Origin of the sequence: Pseudoalteromonas sp. T1lg23B, from assembly GCF_002964665.1 — a bacterium.
Lineage (GTDB): Bacteria > Pseudomonadota > Gammaproteobacteria > Enterobacterales > Alteromonadaceae > Pseudoalteromonas.
In genome coordinates, this window is record NZ_PQBZ01000002.1 from 64,522 (window position 1) to 83,493 (window position 18,972).

Below are 18,972 nucleotides of genomic sequence, written 5' to 3' on the forward strand. Positions count from 1 at the left end.
CCCGCCAATAGCAACAACGTTAAAATAAGGTTGCAGCGGCGTCGAGCATGGGTCATTTGAGTTATTGTATTTCACGCTGAAGTACCGTTTATGATACAGAGTGTTGATTTTATAGTCGATTACAGCTAATTACAGCTCGTTTACACTGCATCGTTCAGAAATAAAAAAAGCCCACAAGGGGCTTTTTCATGTCATATCTACCGTCACCGATATGAGCAATGTAGCAAGTAAAATTGTGAATGCATGGGCCAACAAGCAATGTACTAGCAAGCTTCCCACACCGAGCAGTGTACGTATGCCAAACGAATTCAGGGTGTTAAAACAATTAGAGTAACAAAATAGCGATTTCGCCTTTGTTGATATTGATTATCATTTAGATCTTGTAATTGGTCAAGACCTATTTGCAAATAATTTTCATTTAGAGCGTGTATTTTCATACGTGTCGATTGCAGAAATAAAAAAAGCCCACAAGGGGCTTTTTCATGTCATATCTACCGTCACCGATATGAGCAATGTAGCAAGTAAAATAGTGAGTTGGTTGAAAGTGATTGTATCAAGGGGCGTTGTTACAAACACACTCAACCTATGGCTGTTAGCGTGCGCCACACGTCTGTTTCAGGGTCGAGAAACAAGATGAGTTATCTAACAAGGTGAGCCGTCAATCTCGCCTTGTTGAGATTGATTATCAATTAGATTTGCAGGGGTGTCAACACCTAGTTGAGATTAATTTTCATTTTTATTTGCAGGGGTTCTAAAGCGCGTTATGTAATATAAAAGTGACTATTTGGTTTTTATAATGTTCTGGCTAGTGCAAACCAATAATGTGGCTGTGTACCATCAATCTAATTATGCCTAAATACTCGATACATCGTGCATCGACGTAATTTGCGGTAGGGAAGGATGCTCTGTTGGGGATTCTCATTGTTGCGAATTTTCATAAGTCACCCCGAGTAACTTAGCGCATTTGTGGCATTTTTTCATCACAGAGTATTCGATCCAGGGAGATTTTGCAGTATAACAAATACGCAAATACACATAATAATTATAAGGTAATTGTATGCTTAGCATGGTTGGCCTCATCGGCGCGTTGGCGTTATTGATAGCTCTTACGCTCAGGGGCGTTAACTTGTTTATCTCTGCTCCTTTATGTGCCTTGCTAGTGGCACTGACCAGCCAAATAGCGGTATTTCCTGTTGTAGAACAACCCGCATTCATCAGTAGTTATATGGCGGGCTTTAGCGGATTTGTTCAAGCTTGGTTTTTTATGTTTTTGCTTGGCTCATTGTTTGGCAAGTTTATGGAAGATACTGGTTCAGCGGACGCCATCGCCCACTATATTGTCTCTAAATTAGGCATGAAGTATGCGGTATTAGCCGTTGTCTTGGCCTGTGCGTTACTTACTTATGGTGGCGTCAGTGTGTTTATTGTAGCTTTTTCCGTATTTCCGATGGCATTGAGTTTGTTTAAGGATGCCAATCTACCACGGCGATTTATTCCCGCCACTTTGGCATTTGGTTCCGTCACTTTTACGATGACTTCAGCCGGTTCTCCAGAAATCCAAAACTGGATCCCAATTAAATATTTGGGAACATCACCCTATGCGGCGTGGCAAGAAAGCTTAGTGGTGGCCATATTCATGGCGGTGTTGGGTTACTTCTTACTGATGCGCATGATCAGAAAAGCACAGTTAAATGGTGAAGTGTTTGAGGCCAGAGATGATGATCCGATTGAGTCAAAGCGAAGGTTGCCACACCCAATCACAGGGTTGGTTCCTTTAGTTGTGGTGCTAGCACTCTCATTCACCCTACATGAAGCACTACAACAAAGTGCGCTCATCGTCGCGTTACTCGGTGGAGTGTTGAGTATCTTAATTTGTAACTACAAACATTTCGTAAATTTGCAGCAGGCTATTAATCTAGGGACAACGGGGGCACTCGTGGCGATTGGTAATACCGCCGCGGTGGTAGGGTTTGGTGCTGTCGCTAAAGTTACCCCCGCGTTTAATGAGGCCGTGGCGTTAATGACGCAAATCCCCGGTAACGAATTACTGGGTGCGGCGATTGCGGTCAGTGTGATAGCCGGTTTAACGGGCTCCGCTTCTGGTGGACAGGCCATCGCATTACCGCTGGTTGCACCGCATTATATGGACTTGGGGGTCAACAATTCGGAATTACATCGTGTGGTTGCGATTAGTTCGGGAGCCATCGACACTTTGCCTCACAATGGTTATGTCGTCACCACTGTTCGAGCGATTTGTAAAGAAACACATCAGGCAGCATATTGGCCGTTGGCGATGCTAACAGTGGTTGTTCCATTATTAGGGTTGGGTCTTATCCTTAGTCTATTTATATTATTTTAGCGGTATAATTGCGGTGAACGGGGCTTAAAATGCCTCAGTTTGCCAAACTTGCAGCATTGTTGTTGATTTTATCTAGATAACCCAATAGTTGCTGTGTTTATTATTACTTATCGCCACGAATAAAAACTTTTTCACAAATTGTGCGCATTTTAAGCGATATCAAGGATGATGTTCGCAATAAGAGGTGATATACTCCCGCCGAATAATTTTTCTACTTTAAATAGAGCAAAACAATGGCAGATTTATCGAAGTACAGAAACATTGGTATTTTCGCGCACGTTGATGCGGGTAAAACTACCACCACTGAGCGTATCCTAAAGCTTACAGGTAAGATTCACAAAACCGGTGAGGTACACGACGGTGAGTCTACTACTGACTTCATGGAACAAGAAGCTGAGCGTGGTATCACAATCCAGTCAGCTGCTGTAACGTGTGAGTGGAAAGGTCACCGCTTAAACGTTATCGATACTCCGGGACACGTTGACTTCACAGTTGAAGTATATCGTTCATTAAAAGTTCTTGACGGTGGTGTTGGTGTATTCTGTGGTTCAGGTGGTGTAGAGCCACAATCAGAAACTAACTGGCGTTATGCGAACGAATCAGAAGTTGCACGTGTTATCTTCGTAAACAAATTAGACCGTATGGGTGCTGATTTCTACCGCGTAGTAAAGCAGGTTAAAGATGTACTTGCAGCTAACCCACTTGTTATGACGTTACCAATCGGTATCGAAGACGAGTTCTGTGGTGTTGTAGACGTACTTGAAAAGAAAGCATACGTTTGGGATGACTCAGGTCTTCCTGAAAACTACGAAGTAAAAGACGTTCCAGCTGACATGGTAGACCAAGTTGAAGAATACCATGAGCTACTTATCGAGTCTGCTGTTGAGCAAGACGACGATCTAATGGAAGCGTACATGGAAGGTGAAATCCCTTCTATCGAAGATATCAAGCGTTGTATCCGTAAAGGTACTCGTGACCTTGCATTCTTCCCAACTTACTGTGGTTCTGCGTTCAAAAACAAAGGTGTTCAATTAGTACTTGACGCAGTTGTTGATTACCTACCTGCACCAACAGAAGTTGATCCTCAGCCACTAACTGATCCAGAAACAGGTGAGCCTACTGGTGAAGTTGCAACTGTTGACGCTGATCAGCCTCTTAAAGCGCTTGCGTTTAAGATCATGGATGACCGTTTCGGTGCACTTACCTTCATCCGTATCTACTCTGGCCGCATGAAAAAGGGTGACACAATCCTTAACTCTGCAACAGGCAAAACTGAGCGTATCGGCCGTATGGTTGAGATGCAAGCAGATGACCGTAACGAGATTTCTGAAGCGCAAGCGGGTGACATCATCGCGGTTGTTGGTATGAAGAACGTACAAACTGGTCACACGCTTTGTGATCCTAAGCATGAATGTACACTTGAAGCGATGATCTTCCCTGAGCCGGTAATCTCAATCGCGGTACAGCCTAAAGATAAAGGCGGTAACGAGAAGATGGGTATCGCTATCGGTAAGATGGTTGCAGAAGATCCGTCATTCCAAGTTGAGACTGACGAAGATTCAGGCGAAACTATCCTTAAAGGTATGGGTGAATTACACCTAGACATCAAGGTAGACATCCTTAAGCGTACTTACGGCGTAGACCTAATCGTTGGTCAGCCTCAGGTTGCTTACCGTGAAACTATCACGCAAGAAGTTGAAGATAGCTACACGCATAAGAAGCAATCAGGTGGTTCAGGTCAGTTCGGTAAGATTGATTACCGCATCAAGCCAGGCGAAGTAGGTTCAGGCTTTACCTTCAAGTCTACCGTTGTTGGTGGTAACGTTCCTAAAGAATTCTGGCCTGCAGTTGAGAAAGGCTTCAAGTCAATGATGGAAACGGGTGTTCTTGCTGGCTTCCCTGTATTAGACGTTGAAGTTGAGCTATTCGACGGTGGTTTCCACGCAGTTGACTCATCAGCAATCGCGTTCGAAATCGCAGCGAAAGGTGCATTCCGTCAGTCTATCCCTAAAGCGGGCGCACAGCTTCTTGAGCCAATCATGAAAGTTGACGTGTTCACTCCAGAAGACAACGTAGGTGACGTAATCGGTGACCTTAACCGTCGTCGTGGTATGATCAAAGACCAAGAAGCGGGCCTAACGGGCGTTCGCATCAAGGGTGACGTACCTCTATCTGAAATGTTCGGATACATCGGTCACTTACGTACAATTACTTCAGGTCGTGGTCAGTTCTCTATGGAGTTCTCACACTACGCACCATGTCCGCAAAACGTTGCTGACACTGTAATTGCTGCAGAAAAAGAGAAGAAAGCGGCTAAGTAATCTTAAGCACTTTTTGAAATTTAAAAAACCGCTTGATTTTTAAGCGGTTTTTTTATACATGTAAGGAAATAAAAATTTCATGTAAACAGTTGTTTTTTTGGGAACGATCAGTGTTATTATTGCTGTATGCAAAATAAGCAAATATCATGTGAATGATAAAAAAATATAAGGAGGTGTGTGTTGAGAACAGTCTATTTGTCGGTAAACTGGCTGCTTTATGGTTTTTTTCTATTAGTACTTCTTGGGCTCTTTAGGGTCGTGGTCTTATTTGACTTCGTGAATTTGCCCATCTCCGTTTTAGTATACTCCGCGATTGGAGCGAGCCTAGTTTCTTTGGCGCTTGCATTGGCGAAAAAACGATTTGTGCAGGTTGATAAAGCGGGCATATGCTACTCATCAGGCTTGCGTACACACTATATTAGCCGCGAAGACATTGTTCGTATATATCGTAAGAAATTGCTTTTGTTAACTTTCTTTGTGGTGGAAACGAATGACAATACGGCTAAATCATTTTACAGTTGGTCGCTGAGTGAAGCGGACTTTGACAGAGCAAATCAACTGTTATCAAATAAATAAAAATGCGCCAATGACGACGCATTTTTTATATTTACATGTTACTTCTCATTCAACCAAATGGCAGCTTGTTTAGCAAAGTAAGTCAAAATGCCATCTGCTCCTGCGCGCTTAAACGCTAGTAATGATTCCATAATGCAGGGACGTTCAGCAAGCCAACCATTGTCAATAGCGGCACGATGCATGGCATACTCTCCGCTGACCTGATAAGCAAAAGTTGGTACTTGAAATTCGTCTTTCACTCGGCGGACGATATCTAAATAAGGCATCCCAGGTTTAACCATCACCATATCAGCCCCTTCTTGTAGGTCTAATGCAACCTCTCGTAGCGCTTCATCGGAGTTGGCTGGGTCCATTTGATAAGTTTTCTTATCGGCACCTTTTAAGTTTCCAGCTGAGCCAACGGCGTCTCTAAAAGGGCCGTAATAGCTTGATGCGTATTTCGCTGAGTAAGCCATAATCCGCGTGTGAATATGGCCTTCTGCTTCCAATGCTTCACGAATGGCGCCAATACGGCCATCCATCATATCGGAAGGCGCAACAACATCGGCTCCAGCTTCGGCATGAGACAGAGCTTGCTTGATTAACACCTCAGTGGTCACGTCATTGATCACATACCCACCCTCATCAATGATGCCATCCTGCCCGTGTACGGTAAATGGGTCGAGTGCGACATCCGTGATAACCCCTAATTGAGGATATGCCGCTTTTAGCGCTCTCACAGTTCGTTGTGCAAGCCCTTCAGGATTATAGGCTTCTTCCGCCTCTAGAGATTTTTTGTCAGCAGGTGTGACTGGAAATATCGCAATAGCAGGAATACCGAGCGCGACAAGCTGTGCGGCTTCTTCAATGAGTAGGTCTATCGATAGGCGTTCAATCCCGGGCATCGATTCGATGGCTTCACGTCGATTTTTACCTTCCAGAACAAAAACGGGAAAGATGAGATCGTTGACGGTCAGCTGGTTTTCACTCATCAAACGTCTTGAAAAATCGTCGCGGCGCATTCTGCGCATTCGCGTGTAAGGGAATAAATCTAATCCAGATTGAGCCACAATATTCTCCTAAATTATTTATAGGCAATTACCCGATTACGCCCTTGTTGTTTCGCCTGATATAAGGCTTTATCGGCTAAATCGGTAAAGATGGTTGGGTTTTTACTATCGCTGGCAATGGCACTGTAGATACCTGCGCTCAGTGTCATGCTGAGTTGAGCTGTGCCAAAATCAAACTGGACCTGACTTAAATTTTCACGGATCTGTTCGGCAAGCTCTTTAGCACCTTGTTCTTGAGTATTTGGCAGTAGCAACACAAACTCCTCACCACCATAACGGAACACCTCATCAGAAGGGCGCTTGAGGTGCTGTTCAATCATTTTTGCTACTGCACAAATGGCTTGATCGCCAACTACATGACCATAGTTGTCATTGATTTGTTTGAAATGGTCTATATCGAGCATCACAACACTGAGCGTGGTTTGTTCGCGACGGGAGCGTCTGACTTCCATCATGATCCGCTTGTCAAAGTAGCGGCGGTTTTTGACTTTAGTCAGCGCATCTTCCATATTAAGCTTTTCTAACTCGCGATTTTTCTCTTCGAGTTCTCGCAACGTCACTTCGAGCTCAAAGGTACGCTCATCAATACTGCTTTCCAGCTCTTCTTGTGCTTGTGCCTGTAAATGAATTCGCTCTTTTAGTAGCGCATCTTCGGCACGCGTCTGAGCCAGACGAGCCTGTTGTTGTTTTATTTTGTCATCGCGGTCTTGGATATAACGTCTGGCCAACGCGTAACTGATGGCTAGGCTTATCATCAAATAGCAAACATAAGTTAACGGCCTGTCGAGTACCGCCCCCGAGAGCAGGTTAAGTTCAAAGGCGCATTGATAGCTCAGCACTAAAAACAGCAGCAAAAACAGTAATAAATAGGTTTTGTGGGAGAATGCATCACGTTGCCACGCAGACACAGCTACCCAAATATAAGTGCTAGCCAGTGCGAAGCAGTAGGCAAAGGCTATGGGTAAAGCAATACGATGCGGAAATAACGACAAACCAATGGCAATGACTATGCTCACTTGAAACAGCATATTGAGTGCGCGCTGAATGCGTATGGCGGACTTGGGCACTAGGGTTGTTTTTAGCAACGGGATAAATAGCCATGTTGACAGTAACATAAACAACGTTTGGCCATATTGCTGTAGCCACACCCAATCGCCATAAATATATCGGTGGCTAAATCCGTACAAATGTACGTTGAGCAACCAAATGGCCGAAATGGCCAACCCGCCATATAAAAAATATTGCTTGCGGGTAAATGAATACATGGCTGCGTTGGTGAGCACCATAGCAAGTATCAAACCGGCCAAAATGCCATAGAGCAAATTGAATTTGCTGGTGTATTTAAGGTATTCGATAGGATGCCATAAACTCAAGGGCAAATATGTTTGTTCGCTGTTTTTAACGCGTATGTATACAACGGTATGTTGATGCGCGGGAAGCTTTAATGGCACAAGTTGTGCCTCATGTAAAATAGGTCGTTGCTCGCCTATTGCGTGATGAACCGACGGCGTTACTAGAATCGATTTGTTTGCCTGTGGTACAAACGCACTGACCTCATCCAACTGATTGTTATGAATACTCAGTAGTAAGGGTAAATCCAGATCTGAACTATTACTTAGCGGGACTCTGAGCCAGATGGTTTGCATGGTATGGCTGAGCTGCAGAAAACCGCTGGGTACTGGTTGCCACAATGGTGCACTTAGCTCTAACTCTGCCAGATTTTCACTGTTGTTTTGAGTATAAGCAAACGGCAGTGACAGAGACTTATTAAAATCCTCAGGCACTTCAAACGCTTTTGTCGACAAGGCAATACACAAGCAAAATAGCAGGGAAATATAACGGATCATGTCAGTTTTTCCCAGTTGCAAATAAACGTGCAAAATTGGCCCTAGAGCAGGCTGCTACATGCGCTTCGCTTTGCCCTCTGAGCTGGGCAATTTGCTGTACAACAGCGCAGATAAACGCAGGCTCATTGCGCCGAGATTTGGGTTTTGGCTTTATTGTTCTTGGTATTAAATAAGGTGCATCGGTTTCGACAAGCAAACGGTCATCGGGGATCAGTGGCACCAACTCTTGTAGTAGCGCGCCTCGACGTTCATCGCACACCCAACCGGTTACGCCAATCATTAACCCATAATCGAGATAAAAAGAGAGCGCTTGGGCATCTCCAGTGAAACAGTGTAATACGCCTTTAACGTTAACGCGTTCGAGTTGAGCTTGCATTGCACTAAAAGCATCTCGCTCGTGCAGATAAACCGGTTTCTTTAACTGCTGTGCCAATGTAAGTTGTTCGTGCAGAACATTCTGTTGTTGCGGGCGAGGAGAAAAGTCTCGATTAAAATCAAGCCCACATTCACCAACCGCGACAACCTCTGGTTGCGATAATAATGCATTTAATTGTTGAATGTAGTTGTCACTGACACTTTTTGCATCATGCGGATGAACACCAGCGGTACTGACAAAGCCATAACGCTTGGCAAGTTCAAGGCTTTGCATTGACTCAGTAACATCTGTTCCTATGAGCAACATCTCGGTCACGCCTGCGAGTCTTGCACGTGCCACGATATCATCACAGTCAGGTTCGAACTGATGACTGGTGAGGTTAACGCCAGCGTCGGTGTATTGTATCGTCATCCGCTAACTCACCAGTATTTGTTCTATCGGCTTGTCACTCATTGGCTTCCTTTTCACTCGGTGCTTTGGTATACAGTTTGGCTAAGAGCAAACCCAGTTCAAACAACATGAGCATAGGGATGGCCAGCAAAGTTTGCGATAGTACATCAGGTGGGGTGAGGAACATGGCTACAACGAAGGCGGCCACGACCATGTAAGGGCGTTTTTCCTTCAAACTTTGTGTAGATGTCGCGCCACTCCAGCACAGCAACATAATGGCTACCGGTATCTCAAAAGCGACGCCAAACGCAAAAAAGAGCTTGAGTGCAAAGCTGAGATAACTGCTGATATCCGGTGACAAAGTCATCATGTCGGGACCAACACTAGTGAAGAAGCCTAACACAATCGGCAAGACCACGAAGTAGCAAAACGCGATACCCGCATAAAAAAGTAAGATGCTAGAGAGCAAAATTGGGATCAGCATACGTTTTTCATGTTGGTAAAGACCAGGTGCGATAAACCCCCAAATTTGATGTAAAATCATGGGAATTGCGGCAAATAATGCGACAAATAACGTTAACTTAAAGGGCGCAAAAAACGGTGCTGTGACATCCGTTGCGATCATCGTACTATTTTCGGGTAAGCTAGACACCAAAGGGGAGGCCACAAAGCTGTATATGTCGTTGGCAAAATACACTAAAGCGATAAAAATGAGTAAAATACTCAACAGCGCTTTCATGACACGATTCCTAAGCTCAATTAAATGGCTAATAAAACCGCTTTGATGGGCTTGTGACATTGGTTACTCTTTTACTTCTTACACGTTAATCGGTTTTGTTTGACGGCTCTGAGGCGTTTTTGTAGCTATGCTTTACTGACTCGGCCGCTTTTTTTAACTCATCGACAGATTGCTTCACGTCGTCTGGTAAATCCTGCATATTTTGTTGCTCAGCCTTTTTTAAGTTGTTGTGTAGCTCGTGTACACGTAACTCTTCGTTGACCTCGGCCTTAACTGAGTTTGCAACAGATTTTACAGTATTGATCCAGCGGCTGACCGTGCGAATGGCAACAGGCAGGCGTTCTGGGCCTAACACAATTAAGCCAACTACCAGCACGACCACAAGCTCCCACATGCCCATTTACTGTGCCTTATCTTTCTTATCTTGTTCAGCAGGACTATTCGCGTCTTGTTTTTTCTGTTCAGTGAGCTGAGCTGCTGATTTTTCTTCGTCAGACATCGCCTTTTTAAAACCTTTTACGGCACCGCCTAAATCACTACCAATACCGCGCAATTTTTTTGTTCCAAACAGTAGAACAATGATGGCTAGGACTATTAATAACTGCCAAATACTGATCCCACCTAAACCCATGATGACTCCATTTGTAGTAGATAAGTTGAATGATTAGTGATTATACGCCCAGTGCGTAAAATATCACCCTATTTTGCGCCATGCGCCAACAAATAAGGCAAAGCTTGACGACAAAGCCAGTCCGCTTACCAACCAATCTTCCGCCAGATACGTTAGGCTGGCACAAATGAGTAAGGTACATGCCAACATACCTAGTAGTATTGGTTTACTGCTGTTTTTTGTTGTTGGCGCATTTAACTGGCGATTATTCTGCTTTAGGTTGTGGTAAATCAAATCGGGTATTTCAGGCATTTTCTCGGCCCAAAAAGGTAAATTAGCGTACATTTTTTTGAGTACAGAGAGCGGACCAACTTGTTCTTTAACCCATTGTTCTAAAAAGGGCTTAGCGGTTTGCCATAAATCTAGCTGTGGGTACAGTTGGCGGCCTAATCCTTCTACATACAACAAGGTTTTTTGCAATAATACCAACTGTGGCTGAACTTCCATGTTGAAACGTCGCGCTGTATTAAACAGATTGACTAGCACGTGACCAAATGAAATCTCAGCAAGAGGCTTGTTAAAAATTGGTTCGCACACTGTGCGAATGGCAAACTCAAATTCTTCTACACAGGTGTCCTGTGGCACCCAGCCAGAGTCAACATGCAGCTGCGCAACTTGACGATAGTCACGATTAAAAAAGGCAATAAAATTCTCAGCAAGGTAGCGTTTATCATCCTTATTTAACGTGCCGACAATGCCACAATCAATACCGATATACTGAGGATTATGGGGGTTGTTGCGAGATACAAAAATGTTACCAGGGTGCATGTCGGCATGGAAAAAGCTATCTCTGAATACCTGCGTAAAGAACACCTCGACACCACGTTCAGCCAATAGCTTCATGTTAGTACCTTGCTTTAAGAGTGCTTCGGTGTCAGAAACAGGGATACCATAGATGCGTTCCATCACCAGAACATTGGTGCGTGAATGATCACTGTAAACTTCTGGAATGTATAAGGACTCTGAATCGGTAAAGTTACGTTTTAGCTGAATCGCATTTGCGGCTTCGCGCATTAAATCAAGCTCATCAAGCAAGGTTTTTTTGTATTCTTTGACAACTTCTACAGGACGAAGACGGCGGCTGGGTTTAAACAGCTTAACCAACAAGCGGGCGAATTGGGTCATCAACGCTAAGTCAGCTTGAATTTGTTGCTCTATACCGGGCCGAATGACTTTGATAACCACTTCTTTTTCTTGTTCATTGTGCGCGAGTGTGGCTGTATGAACTTGTGCGATGGACGCGGAAGCGAGTGGAATTTGCTCGAATTGGGAAAACAACTCACTGATGTCATTGAGTTGTAGTGCTTGTTCTATCAACTGCTGTGCTTGGGCACCATCGAATGGGGCAACCTTATCTTGTAATAGCGCTAATTCTTCAGCCACCTCAAGCGGCAGCAGATCTCGGCGGGTTGAAAGCATTTGCCCAAACTTGACCCACACCGGGCCGAGCGTTTGTAGTGCTAATCTCAGTCTTGCCCCAATGGCTTTATCGTGATGTTTATTGCGGATCCAAAACAAACTGCCTCTTGCTATGCGGGCAAACCAAGGACGTTTATTCTCGGGGATAAAATCGTCAAGCCCGTAGCTGAGTAACGTGTGTGTGATTTGGTATAAACGAGCGATGGCCAAACTGGTTTCCTTAGCGAGCTAGCAGTTGGTTAATGCGCTGTTCCAGCACAGCGGCATGTTGTTTTAGTTCTCGGGTATGTGCTTTAAATTGTGCCATTTCTAACGGGTGAATGGTGACTTTCAGCTCATCTTGAAACAACCCTATGGTTGTCGTTTTTAGGACACCATCCACTCGCTGAGCACGTTGTTTGGCGTGACGTAGCTGTTGCACGATTAGCTGAGCTGCGGCATCGCCAAAATACATAGATAAGTGTTCACCCCAGTCGATATCCAGTTCACTGAATATCTGACTATAAGCCTGAGCTAAGTGTAAATTCCCTTCTAAATCAAGTTCTCCGAGTCTAATCAAGCGGGTTAACTGACTCGGATCTTTTAATTGTGACAGAGTATCAATGCTGGCACTGATGTGACAATCAACATGCTCTTGGTAGTGGTTAAACAACATAAAGCTGTGACCCGTGAAGGTGATCGCAAAAGTTTGCTGCCAGTCACGGATTTCCACTGCTAGCACTTGATGTTGTATCTTGCTAAGTGATGTTAGCAAGCTAGGCTCCAAGCTTAATATTTTGTTGAGTATACGTTCGGCAGCTGCCGTCAACAGCGTGTTGATCATGCCACCCTCTAGTATTTAAAGCCGCGATGCAATGCCACAATACCACCTGTCATGTTTTGATAGCTGGTTTGCTCAAAGCCTGCGTCTTCCATCATGCCCTTGAGTGTTTCTTGGTCTGGGTGCATACGGATTGACTCTGCCAGATAGCGATATGACTCACTGTCGTTGGCAACCAGTTTACCCATTGTAGGTAATAGGTTGAAAGAGTAGAAGTCATAAATCTTTGAGAGGGCTTCGCTGTCCGTTTTCGAGAATTCAAGGATTAATAAGCGGCCACCCGGTTTTAGGATGCGGTACATTGATCGAAGCGCGGCATCTTTATCGGTCACATTACGTAGCCCGAATGCAATGGTGATGACATCAATACTGTTATCCGGAAAAGGTAAAGCTTCCGCGTTCATCTGTACATATTCGATATTGCTTACCAGTCCGAGATCACGCAATTTATCGCGTCCCACTTTAAGCATTGAGTCATTAATATCGCCCAGAATTACCCGACCAGTATCGCCCACTAATTGGCTAAATTTAGCGGTTAAATCTCCCGTACCACCGGCAAGATCTAGTACCGTATGACCCTTACGAACGCCTGAACAAGCAATGGCTTGGCGTTTCCACAAGCGATGAATACCGAATGACATAAGGTCATTCATAATGTCGTATTTGGCGGCTACGGAATGAAATACATCAGCGACCATTGAAGCTTTTTCTTCTCGGGCGACCGTTCTATAACCGAAATCTGTGGTGTTTTGTTGCGACTCTTTCATGGTACGTCTCTGAATGGGCGGTTAAGCAAAGTTGTACACTAGTGTACTTGATTGCGTGACTCAGGTGCAATTTATACGCAGCAGAATTTGGCTGATTTAATCAACAAAATATAGTGGGTGTTAGGATCAAGGGGCGATAAAGCTTGTTTGTCCGCAAAGATGGGCTTTATGTGCTGCTAAATGTGCTTTATGTGCTAATTCGTCGAAGCTTTGCTCTTGATATCGTTTGGTTATTCCCAGCGCAAGTTCGATTCTGGGTAGCTCCATATTACCTTTAGTGCTGACGAACTTGAGCCTTTCGACCCCTTTTTTGATTTTTTCCGCGATCACATTGGCAGTACTCGGTTCAATATCGGCTAATAAAACCGTAAACTCCTGCTTGCGAGTGCGCCCTGGCAGTCCGCTCTCAAACACATATTTTTGCACTTTTTTTGCGACGCGATTGAGCACCACATCTCCAACAAGGTCGCCATATTGTTGGGTAAAATCATCAAGGTTTGTTATCTGAATTGCAATCGCGCAAATCGACTTATCTTTGGCCATCCAAGCTTGTGTTTGTTGATTTAGATAATGACGTTTATAAAGTCCCGTTTGTGGGTCAATGATATGCTGCTTACGCAATTGCTGTAACTGTTGTTGTGACTTGATGTACATCAAACGGGCTTTTTTCATTTGCGTCTTAAACATTTGATGTTGTTGCAACAAGCCTTCAGTGGTCTGGCTTAATTGTACTATGGCCTTGCGACTTTTCGCTAAATTACCTTCATCTAGCGTTTGTATACAGGCACTGATGGATTGCGCAAAGCTAGAAATCTGTTTGTGTGATTCGTTGGTCGTTCTGGACAGGTTGGTGAGTACACCGTCTACATTTTGCAACAACTCCGTTTCGGTTTTATGTCCAGGGTTCAAGAACTCAAAATATAGATGCTCAATATAAATGCTATCTATGGTTTGCTTGTTGTTGATTGCCTGTTCAAGTGCTTTATTAAGTGCTTGGTCACACTTACTGATATACGTGTATGCGACATGATAGTTCATGGGCGTAGGTGGCAAATGATATTGCTCTAAAAACAGGCAAACCTGTGTCATCTTTTCTTGTGCATTAGCCATGGAGTCATGGAACATCATTTCATTTACCGCAATAATAAAGCTATCTGTTTAGTTGAACGACCCCCCCTCTTAGGCTGGGTTATGTCTCACCGTTATGATTCTAATCAAAGCATTGGGTGCAACGGGTATTTAAAAGCAAAAAGCGCATATTTGAAATAGAAAAGTTAAAATAATGCGACTGTTCGCTTTTTTTATCAGCAATTTTTCTTAGTTTGCCTGCTATTTCGGCATATTGCAATTTAACGGATTGAACTCTTTTATTTGCAGTATGTATACAGGCTCGGTTAGAGTCGTTCAAAATGCCGAAGAGTAGGAAATAAAAGTGATTAAAAACTTTGCGTTATTGTTAAACGTATCATTGTTGAGTGCGTTGCTAGTTGGTTGTCAGCTCACGCCAAAATCCGCGGATAGTGAATTTACCGAGCTCGCGCATGAGGTTGAATTATACAGAAAACAAGTTGAGCCATATAAGAACCAATCATTGGATGCGACTTATTATCTACCTAACTTGAGTGCAGCCGCTCTCGAGGAGCAATATCAACAGCGTAAGGCATTTTTGTTGCGCTTAGCCGATATACCTGAGTCACAACTTAGCGCCGAGAATCAAATTAATCTCACCATTTTACGTTCACAAATTCAGAATAAGGCCGATGCATACCGCTTTAAGAAGCACTATATGCCACTCACGTCGGAAGGAGGTTTTCATTCTCGTGTTGCTATAGAGGCAATAGGGGCGAATGATTTTAGCCATGCCAGTGGTTTCGAATTGTATTTATCTCGGTTGGACCAAATCCCGCGCTTTTTTGAACAAAACATGGCTTGGATGCGAAAGGGGATAGAGACTGGGCGTGTATTACCTAAAGTGGTTCTTCAGGGCTATGAAAGCTCGATCAGTGGGTTTATTTCTGAAGACGCAACTCAGTCGGTATTTTACTCACCATTTAACACCAATAGCGCAAGATTGCCGGACGCTCAGTTTGCTGCACTACAAGCTCGGGCGAAAAAGGTGATAAACGAGAAGGTGATGCCTGCCTACCAAAGTTATCTTAAGTTTTTCACTGAGCAGTATAGACCTGCGGCACGCGATACAATTGCGCTCAAGGACTTACCTGAAGGTCAAGCGTACTATGAAAATCGCGTTGCACATTACACTACGACGAATATGACAGTCGAACAAATCCATCAGCTTGGCTTGCAAGAAGTGGCGAGGATCCGTGGCGAAATGGAAGCGATCATTAAACAGGTTGGTTTCGATGGTACTTTCACCGAATTTACCCAGTTTTTGAGAACCGACCCTCAGTTTTATGCCACCACAGCAGAGCAACTGTTAAAAGAAGCGACCTTTATATCAAAACGTATTGATGCACAGTTACCTAAATTATTTCACACCTTACCAAGGCGTCCTTATGGCGTTGCTCCTGTACCAGCGAGCATTGCACCGAAATATACAACGGGACGCTATTTCCCCGCCAGTAACGATCAAGAAGCAGGTTATTACTGGGTAAATACTTACGCGTTAGATAAACGTCCTTTGTACGTGCTAGAAGCGCTTACTCTGCATGAAGCAGTACCCGGTCATCATTTGCAGATTGCTTTGAATGAGGAAATGGATCATTTACCTGCCTATCGACGTAATGAATATATTTCTGCCTTTGGTGAGGGGTGGGGACTGTACTCTGAGTACCTAGGTTTAGAAGTGGGGTTTTATCAAGACCCGTATAGTAACTTTGGTCGTTTGACCTATGAAATGTGGCGTGCTGCGCGCTTAGTTGTTGATACTGGTATGCATATGTATGGTTGGAGTCGTGAAAAGGCAATGAACTTTATGCGCGACAACACGGCGTTGTCTTTACATAACGTTAAAACTGAAACCGATCGCTATATTTCTTGGCCCGCCCAAGCGCTATCGTACAAAATTGGTGAGTTGACGATTAAACGGCTACGTGCCGATGCCGAGCAAAAGTTGGGTGAGCACTTCGATCTCAGAGAGTTCCACTATCAAGTTTTACGTCATGGCTCTATTCCGCTGTATGTACTGGAAGAACAAATCAATCAGTACATCGAGCGTACCTTGGCGCAACTTGGTGCTAGTTCATAACACGATGCTAACACATAAAAAAAGCAGCCTTTGAAGTGGCTGCTTTTTTTTACGATAGCAAAGCTATAACAATAGACTGATCAGTAGTTGTGACAAGTCTTCTTTTGTCTCACACTGAGGCGCTTGCAAGATCAGTTGCTCACCGAGCAACAAAGCGTGTTGTTGTACCGCAATTCTGGCTTGTTGATCTTCGATGCCGTCAATATCCGCTACATGTGCCAGACCTATGGTGCGGCGAATCAATTCTGTACCGCAAAAGCCATAGGCATCACGTAAAACTTGGTTGATAAAGCGTTGTACATACCCAGGTGCTTGCAACGATAAGTCGCGCGTTTGCGTTTTGGCAAGCTGCAACCAAGTTTGCTCAAACTGTGCGACACAGGTTTGGATGCTATTTAAAAGATACGCGTGAAGGTCTCTTCTTTTTGGTAACTCAACCGCACGTTTGTGCTGGGCACAATAATTAAGCAGTAGGTTGCCAATAAATGAACCTAAATCAAAGCCAATAGGGCCAAAGAAACCAAATTCTGGGTCAATCAACTTGGTATTGGTTTGATCAACAAAAATACTGCCTGTGTGTACATCCCCATGAAGCAAACTTTGTGGAGAGCTGAGAAACTTGGCTTTGAGTTCAGCTACCTCAAGTTTTAAAGCTAGGTTATTTTGCAAAGCAGTAACCTGTGGCTGTAGTTCATCAGGGTAGTTGTTGCGCTCGCTTTGGCGATATGGGTCGTCGAAAAACAAGTCTTCTGTGATGGCACACAATTCTGGGTTCGTGAACTCTACTACTAAGGCTTTTTTCTGTGCTGGGCTGAGATAAAAGTCACTATGGAAAAAACTCGTTTTTGCCAGATAGTCTGCAATATCTGCTGCCAAATTTGGATAAGTGTGACCCTCACATAGCTGTCCACGTAAAATTTGCATATGCCCTAAGTCTTCTAACACTGTGATAGCGAGTGCGTCATTTCTATGTAGCACTTTTACGGTGGTTTGCGGGCAAACTTCACCATGTCTGATGAGTACACTGGCTTCGATGCGTGCGCGGTCTAACGTCAATGGCCATGATTCGCCAACGCAACGGGCGTATGGCAGAGCTTGTTTTAAGATCACGCTGTTTTGTTGCTGATCGTGAACCCTAAATACGAGATTCAGGTTGCCATCGCCAAACTCATAACAGCTAAGCTCGGCATCTGGTGCGAAAAAATTCGTTTGGTTTTTTACATACTCAAGTGCTTGAGCGCTATCGAAAGCGATGTAGTCAACCATGATATGCGGCCTTCAGTAAAAAAAAATACACTTCCAGCATTCTATGCTTATAAGTGTTTAGATGTCTATACTTCTTTTTTTAAAAGAGTAAAATAGCCTCACTAGTTTTGAGCGAGAATAGTTATGCAAACCTTAATTGCCCGTAGTTTAAAATATACAAACAACGAGTTATCAGTGTTGGATCAATACTTACTTCCGCATCAGGAGGTGTGGCACGTATGTGATAGCGTAGAACAAATGCAATCGCTTATTTTGTCTCTTAAAGTTCGCGGTGCCCCCTTAATTGGTCTGGCAGCAACCTTGTTAGTGGCCTATTTGGCCGAGCAGGGGCAAAACAAAGCACAGTTGGCGCAAGCCATTGATGATTTGGAAGCCACTCGACCTACGGCGGTAAACCTAATGCATTGCATGGCTAAAATGCGCATCGCGTTAGCCAAAGAAGACTATTTAAGCGCACTCGTTAATACGGCTGAGCAATTATTTAATGAAGATGTGGCACTGTGCGATGAGATGGCGATTTTGGGTGCTGAGCTGGTGAGCCCAGGGGACAATATTCTGACTCACTGTAATACAGGCGCGCTCGCGACGGCGGGCATTGGTACCGCTTTAGGTGTTATCTATAAGGCGCATCAGCAGCAAAAACACATTCATGTTTGGGTTGATGAAACTCGGCCTTTGTTACAAGGCGGACGATTAACAGCATATGAGCTGGCGCAATGGCATATTCCTTATACTCTGATTTGTGACAATATGGCAGCCAGCTTGATGCAGTTGGGTCAGGTAGATAAGATTTTTGTCGGTGCTGATCGCATTGCGGCAAATGGTGATTTTGCCAATAAAGTAGGAACTTATAATCTGGCGGTATTGGCCAAGCATCATCAGATCCCTTTCTATGTGGTTGCGCCTGAGACAACGCTAGATAGAGCTTGTCCAAATGGGGAAGCCATTCCAATAGAACAGCGAGATCCTCAAGAAGTCACAGGGGTAAGTGGTAGCTTTGGGTCATGCCAGTGGGCACCGCAGCATGCTAAGGTATATAACCCTGCTTTTGACGTAACCCCAGCAAACCTTGTCACTGGTTGGATATTAAATAGTGGGGTTTATTCACAGCAAGACTTAATAGGCGGTATGTTCAAATAAGGGTACAATGTTAGAAAAATCACTT

Annotated in this window: 16 protein-coding genes; 5 read left to right on the top strand and 11 right to left on the bottom strand. The window is 44.1% G+C overall.

What is annotated here, in order from left to right; translation table 11 throughout:
• Positions 1-1,057: 1,057 nt before the first annotated feature.
• From C2M32_RS00555 to C2M32_RS00565, 3 genes are all read left to right on the top strand, one after another.
• Positions 1,058-2,359 (top strand): GntP family permease, encoded by a 1,302-nt coding sequence (locus tag C2M32_RS00555; protein WP_105166614.1) that lies wholly within the window; start codon positions 1,058-1,060, stop codon positions 2,357-2,359.
• A 233-nt stretch (positions 2,360-2,592) separates the two neighbouring features.
• Complete coding sequence (fusA, locus tag C2M32_RS00560) at positions 2,593-4,680, top strand: elongation factor G (RefSeq protein ID WP_105166615.1); 2,088 nt, start codon at positions 2,593-2,595, stop codon at positions 4,678-4,680.
• A 177-nt stretch (positions 4,681-4,857) separates the two neighbouring features.
• Entirely contained in the window at positions 4,858-5,256 is a 399-nt protein-coding gene (locus C2M32_RS00565) for a hypothetical protein (protein WP_105166616.1), read from the top strand.
• A 38-nt stretch (positions 5,257-5,294) separates the two neighbouring features.
• Here C2M32_RS00565 and hemB read toward each other — a convergent pair whose 3' ends face one another.
• The 10 genes from hemB to C2M32_RS00615 all read right to left on the bottom strand — a co-directional run bounded on the left by hemB (position 5,295) and on the right by C2M32_RS00615 (position 14,461).
• The gene (gene hemB, locus C2M32_RS00570) at positions 5,295-6,305 is read right to left on the bottom strand and encodes a porphobilinogen synthase (protein WP_105166617.1); all 1,011 of its coding nucleotides are present in this window, start codon (positions 6,303-6,305) and stop codon (positions 5,295-5,297) included.
• Positions 6,306-6,319: 14 nt separating this feature from the next.
• On the bottom strand, positions 6,320-8,152 hold the full coding sequence (locus C2M32_RS00575; protein ID WP_105166618.1) for a sensor domain-containing diguanylate cyclase: 1,833 nt from the start codon (positions 8,150-8,152) through the stop codon (positions 6,320-6,322).
• Between the two features lies 1 nt (position 8,153).
• Complete coding sequence (locus tag C2M32_RS00580) at positions 8,154-8,939, bottom strand: TatD family hydrolase (protein ID WP_105166619.1); 786 nt, start codon at positions 8,937-8,939, stop codon at positions 8,154-8,156.
• A gap of 34 nt (positions 8,940-8,973) precedes the next feature.
• Positions 8,974-9,717 carry a twin-arginine translocase subunit TatC gene (gene tatC / locus C2M32_RS00585; protein ID WP_105166620.1) on the bottom strand — a complete coding sequence of 248 codons (744 nt, stop codon included), beginning with the start codon at positions 9,715-9,717 and terminating at the stop codon, positions 8,974-8,976.
• Positions 9,718-9,742: 25 nt separating this feature from the next.
• Entirely contained in the window at positions 9,743-10,057 is a 315-nt protein-coding gene (gene tatB, locus C2M32_RS00590; protein ID WP_105166621.1) for a Sec-independent protein translocase protein TatB, read from the bottom strand.
• The gene (gene tatA / locus C2M32_RS00595) at positions 10,058-10,288 is read right to left on the bottom strand and encodes a Sec-independent protein translocase subunit TatA (protein ID WP_105166622.1); all 231 of its coding nucleotides are present in this window, start codon (positions 10,286-10,288) and stop codon (positions 10,058-10,060) included.
• Positions 10,289-10,351: 63 nt separating this feature from the next.
• Entirely contained in the window at positions 10,352-11,956 is a 1,605-nt protein-coding gene (gene ubiB, locus C2M32_RS00600; RefSeq protein ID WP_105166623.1) for a ubiquinone biosynthesis regulatory protein kinase UbiB, read from the bottom strand.
• Positions 11,957-11,966: 10 nt separating this feature from the next.
• Positions 11,967-12,569, bottom strand: coding sequence for a ubiquinone biosynthesis accessory factor UbiJ (locus C2M32_RS00605; RefSeq protein ID WP_105166624.1), 603 nt, complete (start codon positions 12,567-12,569; stop codon positions 11,967-11,969).
• A gap of 8 nt (positions 12,570-12,577) precedes the next feature.
• Complete coding sequence (gene ubiE, locus C2M32_RS00610) at positions 12,578-13,333, bottom strand: bifunctional demethylmenaquinone methyltransferase/2-methoxy-6-polyprenyl-1,4-benzoquinol methylase UbiE (protein ID WP_105166625.1); 756 nt, start codon at positions 13,331-13,333, stop codon at positions 12,578-12,580.
• A gap of 126 nt (positions 13,334-13,459) precedes the next feature.
• The gene (locus C2M32_RS00615) at positions 13,460-14,461 is read right to left on the bottom strand and encodes a GGDEF domain-containing protein (RefSeq protein ID WP_105166626.1); all 1,002 of its coding nucleotides are present in this window, start codon (positions 14,459-14,461) and stop codon (positions 13,460-13,462) included.
• A gap of 304 nt (positions 14,462-14,765) precedes the next feature.
• Here C2M32_RS00615 and C2M32_RS00620 point away from each other — a divergent pair, with 304 nt between their 5' ends.
• Positions 14,766-16,541 carry a DUF885 domain-containing protein gene (locus C2M32_RS00620; protein ID WP_105166627.1) on the top strand — a complete coding sequence of 592 codons (1,776 nt, stop codon included), beginning with the start codon at positions 14,766-14,768 and terminating at the stop codon, positions 16,539-16,541.
• Between the two features lie 63 nt (positions 16,542-16,604).
• On the opposite strand, the gene mtnK is transcribed toward C2M32_RS00620, so the two are convergent.
• Positions 16,605-17,807, bottom strand: a complete 1,203-nt coding sequence (gene mtnK / locus C2M32_RS00625) for an S-methyl-5-thioribose kinase (RefSeq protein ID WP_105166628.1) — start codon at positions 17,805-17,807, stop codon at positions 16,605-16,607.
• 123 nt (positions 17,808-17,930) lie between these two features.
• On the opposite strand from mtnK, the gene mtnA reads away from it, so the two are divergent.
• The gene (mtnA, locus tag C2M32_RS00630) at positions 17,931-18,947 is read left to right on the top strand and encodes an S-methyl-5-thioribose-1-phosphate isomerase (protein ID WP_105166629.1); all 1,017 of its coding nucleotides are present in this window, start codon (positions 17,931-17,933) and stop codon (positions 18,945-18,947) included.
• Positions 18,948-18,972: the final 25 nt, after the last annotated feature.

Excerpts from the sequence above, each read along its gene's own strand:
- tatC (WP_105166620.1), bottom strand. The coding sequence starts at position 9,717 with ATGTCACAAGCCCATCAAAGCGGTTTTATTAGCCATTTAATTGAGCTT.
- C2M32_RS00615 (WP_105166626.1), bottom strand. The coding sequence starts at position 14,461 with ATGATGTTCCATGACTCCATGGCTAATGCACAAGAAAAGATGACACAG.
- C2M32_RS00605 (WP_105166624.1), bottom strand. The coding sequence starts at position 12,569 with ATGATCAACACGCTGTTGACGGCAGCTGCCGAACGTATACTCAACAAA.
- fusA (WP_105166615.1), top strand. The coding sequence starts at position 2,593 with ATGGCAGATTTATCGAAGTACAGAAACATTGGTATTTTCGCGCACGTT.
- C2M32_RS00580 (WP_105166619.1), bottom strand. The coding sequence starts at position 8,939 with ATGACGATACAATACACCGACGCTGGCGTTAACCTCACCAGTCATCAG.
- mtnA (WP_105166629.1), top strand. The coding sequence starts at position 17,931 with ATGCAAACCTTAATTGCCCGTAGTTTAAAATATACAAACAACGAGTTA.
- mtnK (WP_105166628.1), bottom strand. The coding sequence starts at position 17,807 with ATGGTTGACTACATCGCTTTCGATAGCGCTCAAGCACTTGAGTATGTA.
- C2M32_RS00555 (WP_105166614.1), top strand. The coding sequence starts at position 1,058 with ATGCTTAGCATGGTTGGCCTCATCGGCGCGTTGGCGTTATTGATAGCT.
- tatA (WP_105166622.1), bottom strand. The coding sequence starts at position 10,288 with ATGGGTTTAGGTGGGATCAGTATTTGGCAGTTATTAATAGTCCTAGCC.
- tatB (WP_105166621.1), bottom strand. The coding sequence starts at position 10,057 with ATGGGCATGTGGGAGCTTGTGGTCGTGCTGGTAGTTGGCTTAATTGTG.
- C2M32_RS00575 (WP_105166618.1), bottom strand. The coding sequence starts at position 8,152 with ATGATCCGTTATATTTCCCTGCTATTTTGCTTGTGTATTGCCTTGTCG.
- ubiE (WP_105166625.1), bottom strand. The coding sequence starts at position 13,333 with ATGAAAGAGTCGCAACAAAACACCACAGATTTCGGTTATAGAACGGTC.